The following is a 3,769-nucleotide window of genomic DNA, read 5'->3' on the forward strand; positions in this document are numbered from 1 at the left end:
GAGAGGTTGGCGCGGGCAGGCGCCTCGCCAACCCGGTCAGGTCCGGAAGGAAGCAGCCGTAACGAGCCCCGCTTGGGTCGTTGTCCAGCCTCTCACCCGATCGGCCCCGATGATGGAGGGAATTCATGACTGTCGTCACATCCCTCCGGGCGCAGGCCTGACGCCACCCCGCGTCACGGACTGAACCGCCCGGATCGCCGGACCCCGATCGCGCGGGCGCGCGACGGCGGTCCTTCAGGCAATCCGTCTCCCGCGGGGAGACAATCCGGACGGACCGATGACCGAAATCACGTATTCCCTGGCTGCGCTGGGCTGGGGCCCGGCGTTCGCGGCGCAGCTCGACCTCGAAGAGATGGAGACCCTGGCGCCGATGCGCGTCGCCGCGGTGCATCGCGCCGCCGTCGACCTCCTGGGCGCGGAGGGCGCGCGGCGCGCCGAATGCGCGCCCGGGCTTTCGACCGCCGAGCTCGCGGTCGGCGACTGGGCGCTGCTCGACCGCGCCGACGGCCGGCTGCACCGGCGGCTCGAACGCGCCTCGCTCCTGAGCCGCCGCGCCGCCGGGGAGGGGCGCGAGGAGCAGCTGATCGCGGCGAATGTCGACACGCTCTTCGTCGTCTCCTCCTGCAACGCCGATTTCAATCCGGCGCGGATCGAGCGCTACCTGGTGCTGGCGCGCCAGAGCGGGGCGATGCCGGTGCTGGTGCTGACCAAGGCCGATTGCGCCGCGGATCCGGCGGATTACGCGCGCCGGGCCGGAGCGATCGACCGGAGCCTGGCCGTCGAGACGCTGGACGCGCGCGACCCCGTGCAATGCGCGCGGCTGCGCGACTGGTGCGGCGAGGGGAGGACGGTGGCGCTGCTCGGCTCCTCGGGCGTGGGCAAGTCGACGCTGATCAACGCGCTGACCGGGGCAGGGCAGGCAACCCGCGGCATCCGCGAGGATGACGCGAAGGGGCGGCACACCACCACGGCGCGGTCGCTCCACGCGATCCCGACGGGCGGCTGGCTGATCGACACGCCCGGCATGCGGGCGCTGCGGCTGCATGACGCGGCCGAGGGCGTCGCGGCGGTCTTCGCCGATATCGCGGCGCTGGCGGCGGATTGCCGCTACGGCGATTGCGCGCACGAGGCCGAGCCCGGCTGCGCGGTGCGCGCGGCGATCGCGGCGGGGAGGCTCGACGCGGCGCGGCTGGCGCGCTGGCGCAAGCTGGAGCGCGAGGAGGCGCGCAACACCGAATCCGTGGCCGAGGCCCGGGCGCGCTCCCGGGCGCTGGGGCGGCTCTACCGCTCCGGGCAGGCGGCGGGACGGCGCAAGCGCGAGGATCCCCGGCGCGGCGGCTGATCGGCCGGAGGATCGTCAGGCAAGACGCCGGACGGGCGGCGCGGGGCACGGGGCGGCAGGCGCCCCGGTTTCACCAGACCCCTTCCTCGACCACCTGGCCGGGGCGGGCCTCCGCCCATTCCGCGAGGAAATCCGCCATGTCGGCGGAACCCGCGCCCGCGATCGCCGGGCGCGGCAGCGCGACGCCGTGCTCGAGCGCGATCCGCATGCAGCCGATATGGTCGCGGCTCGCGCGGTTCGGGCAGTTCGCCGAGCCGTGCAGGATGGTGGAGAACAGCGTTCCGCCGTAGCCGTTCCGGTGGCTCAGGTCGGGGGCGAGCGAGAGCAGCCAGGCCATCTTCTCCGCCATGCCCTCCCAGCCGGCGAGATGAAGCGGCGGCATGCCCATCTCGTCGGTCTGATTGGCGTCGAAGCCCATGGCGACGAGCCGCTGCATATGCGGCAGCGTGCCCTCGCGCCAGACCAGCCGGGTGAGCAGCCTGCGCATCTCGTCCGAGAGCCCGCCCATGTCGATCCAGTCGCGGTCCCGGACCACCCCGTCGGCGGCGCGCGCCAGCTGCGCCTCGACCGGCGAGAGCGGCGTGACGGCGCCGGCGCGCTCCAGCACCCGGGCGATCTCGCGGTTGCCGTAGATGCGGGCGAAGGCCCAGGGCGTGTGGCCGAGCGCCTCGGCCGTCGGATTGGCGCCATGATCGAGCAGGAGCTGCGCGATGCGCCCCGAGCACATGCGCCGCGCCGCCTGGTGCAGCGCGGGGATCACCAGCGGCGGCGCGCCGGAGGGATGCGGGGCGATCCCCTCGTCGGGATCGGCGCCGGCCTCGAGCAGCAGCCGGACGGCGTCGTAATCGTCGAAATCGAGCGCCCGCGGCAGGGCATTGGTGCCCCTGGGATCGGCGCCATGGGCAAGCAGCAGCGCCAGCCCGTCACGGCTGCCGAGTTCCGTGGCGTGATAGAGCGATTCGTCGTCGTCGGGGTTGGCGCCATGCTCGAGCAGCCAGCGCGCCATGGTCAGGTTGCGCGCATGCCCGATGGCGCCGTAGAGCGCCGAGAGGTGGTGCCCGGCGCCTTCCTGCGCCGGGATGCCGTCGTCGACATCGGCGCCGGCCGAGAGCAGCGCCTCCGCCGTGGCGATCATGTCCGCCTCCGCGCCGCCGTTCTGCCAGTGGCGCGAGAAGGCCAGGTGCAGGATCGGACGACGCGCGCCGACGATGCGCGTCGCGGCCGCCGGATCGGCGGCGAGCCGCGCCCGGACGGCCGCCGCATCATAGAGCGCGCATTCGAGCCCGAGATCGGCATGGGCGAGGTCGGGTGTCTCCTGCAGCAGGGCGTCGGCGATCCAGTGCTGCCCGAGATGGAGCGCCGCGGCGAGCCGCTCGGCCTTCGCCGCCCGGTCCATCGCCGCCGCCTCTTGGGCGAACTTGAGCTTGGGCCAGCTTTCGTGCCCCGCCTCGCGGGCGATGACGTGAAGGAAATCGGCGTGCTTGAGCGGATGACCGTCCGGTCGTGGCGGATTTTGCGCGATCCGGTCGCGCGCCGCCGCATCGCCGGCCTCATAGGCCTTGCGCAGATCCTTGGCGCGCCGGCGCAGGTTGTCGAGGGATGGGGACATCGGTTTCTCCCGTCGCTGCCCGCTGGTCCGCTCGGGGGGCATGAGGAAAACCGAAACGATGGCTCGGTTCGATGGGAGGTGCTGATGCAGCTTTCCGCGGACCCGGATGCCGCCTCCAGCGGCGCCCGAAGGATACCGCCGCGGCTCCGAACCGGCAAGCCCGGGCGGCCTTGGGCAAAGCGACGCGGCCAACGATGTGCCGGCCCGGTATCGTCCGAAAGAAAGCCTCCCTTGCTCCGGTCGGGGGCGGCGCTTAGGTTGGGGCGACCGCAGCCGCGCATGTGCCGATCCGACGTGACCGACCCCGCCGAGAGCGCCTACCGGGTTCTCGCCCGAAAGTACCGCCCCGCGACCTTCGCCGATCTGATCGGCCAGGAGGCGATGGTGCGCACGCTCAGGAACGCCTTCGCCTCGGACCGGATCGCCCATGCCTTCGTGCTGACCGGCGTGCGCGGGGTCGGCAAGACGACGACGGCGCGCATCATCGCCAAGGGGCTCAACTGCATCGGGGCTGACGGGCAGGGCGGCGTGACCATCGCGCCCTGCGGGCAATGCGCGCCCTGCCGGGCGATCGCCGAGGGCCGGCATGTCGACGTGCTGGAGATGGATGCCGCGACCCATACCCAGGTCGAGAAGATGCGCGACCTGCTCGCCTCCGTGCCCTATCGGCCGGCCGAGACGCGCTACAAGGTCTATATCATCGACGAGGTGCACATGCTCAGCACCTCGGCCTTCAACGCGCTCCTCAAGACGCTGGAGGAGCCGCCGGAGCATGTGAAGTTCATCTTCGCCACCACCGAGATCCGCAAGGTGCCGGT

The 3,769-nt window shown here is 72.6% G+C and carries 3 protein-coding genes and 1 other RNA gene; 3 read left to right on the forward strand and 1 reads right to left on the reverse strand.

Annotated features, from left to right (window positions below):
- Together ffs and rsgA are read left to right on the forward strand one after the other, a co-directional pair.
- An RNA gene (gene ffs, locus V7050_RS19400) (signal recognition particle sRNA small type) lies at positions 1 to 97 on the forward strand.
- 180 nt (positions 98 to 277) lie between these two features.
- A complete protein-coding gene (gene rsgA / locus V7050_RS19405; protein ID WP_324369189.1) occupies positions 278 to 1,342 on the forward strand; it encodes a ribosome small subunit-dependent GTPase A in 1,065 nt (354 codons plus the stop codon).
- 70 nt (positions 1,343 to 1,412) lie between these two features.
- On the opposite strand, the gene V7050_RS19410 is transcribed toward rsgA, so the two are convergent.
- The gene (locus V7050_RS19410; protein WP_324369187.1) at positions 1,413 to 2,951 is read right to left on the reverse strand and encodes an ankyrin repeat domain-containing protein; all 1,539 of its coding nucleotides are present in this window, start codon (positions 2,949 to 2,951) and stop codon (positions 1,413 to 1,415) included.
- 279 nt (positions 2,952 to 3,230) lie between these two features.
- Between V7050_RS19410 and dnaX the strand changes: the two genes are divergently transcribed.
- A partial coding sequence (gene dnaX / locus V7050_RS19415; protein ID WP_442885718.1) for a DNA polymerase III subunit gamma/tau occupies positions 3,231 to 3,769 on the forward strand: 539 nt, incomplete at its 3' end.

Source organism: Amaricoccus sp., assembly GCF_036846665.1.
Classification (GTDB): Bacteria; Pseudomonadota; Alphaproteobacteria; order Rhodobacterales; family Rhodobacteraceae; genus Amaricoccus.

Bases quoted from the DNA above. Each gene is read 5' to 3' on its own strand.
- rsgA (WP_324369189.1), top strand. From the start codon at position 278: ATGACCGAAATCACGTATTCCCTGGCTGCGCTGGGCTGGGGCCCGGCG.
- V7050_RS19410 (WP_324369187.1), bottom strand. From the start codon at position 2,951: ATGTCCCCATCCCTCGACAACCTGCGCCGGCGCGCCAAGGATCTGCGC.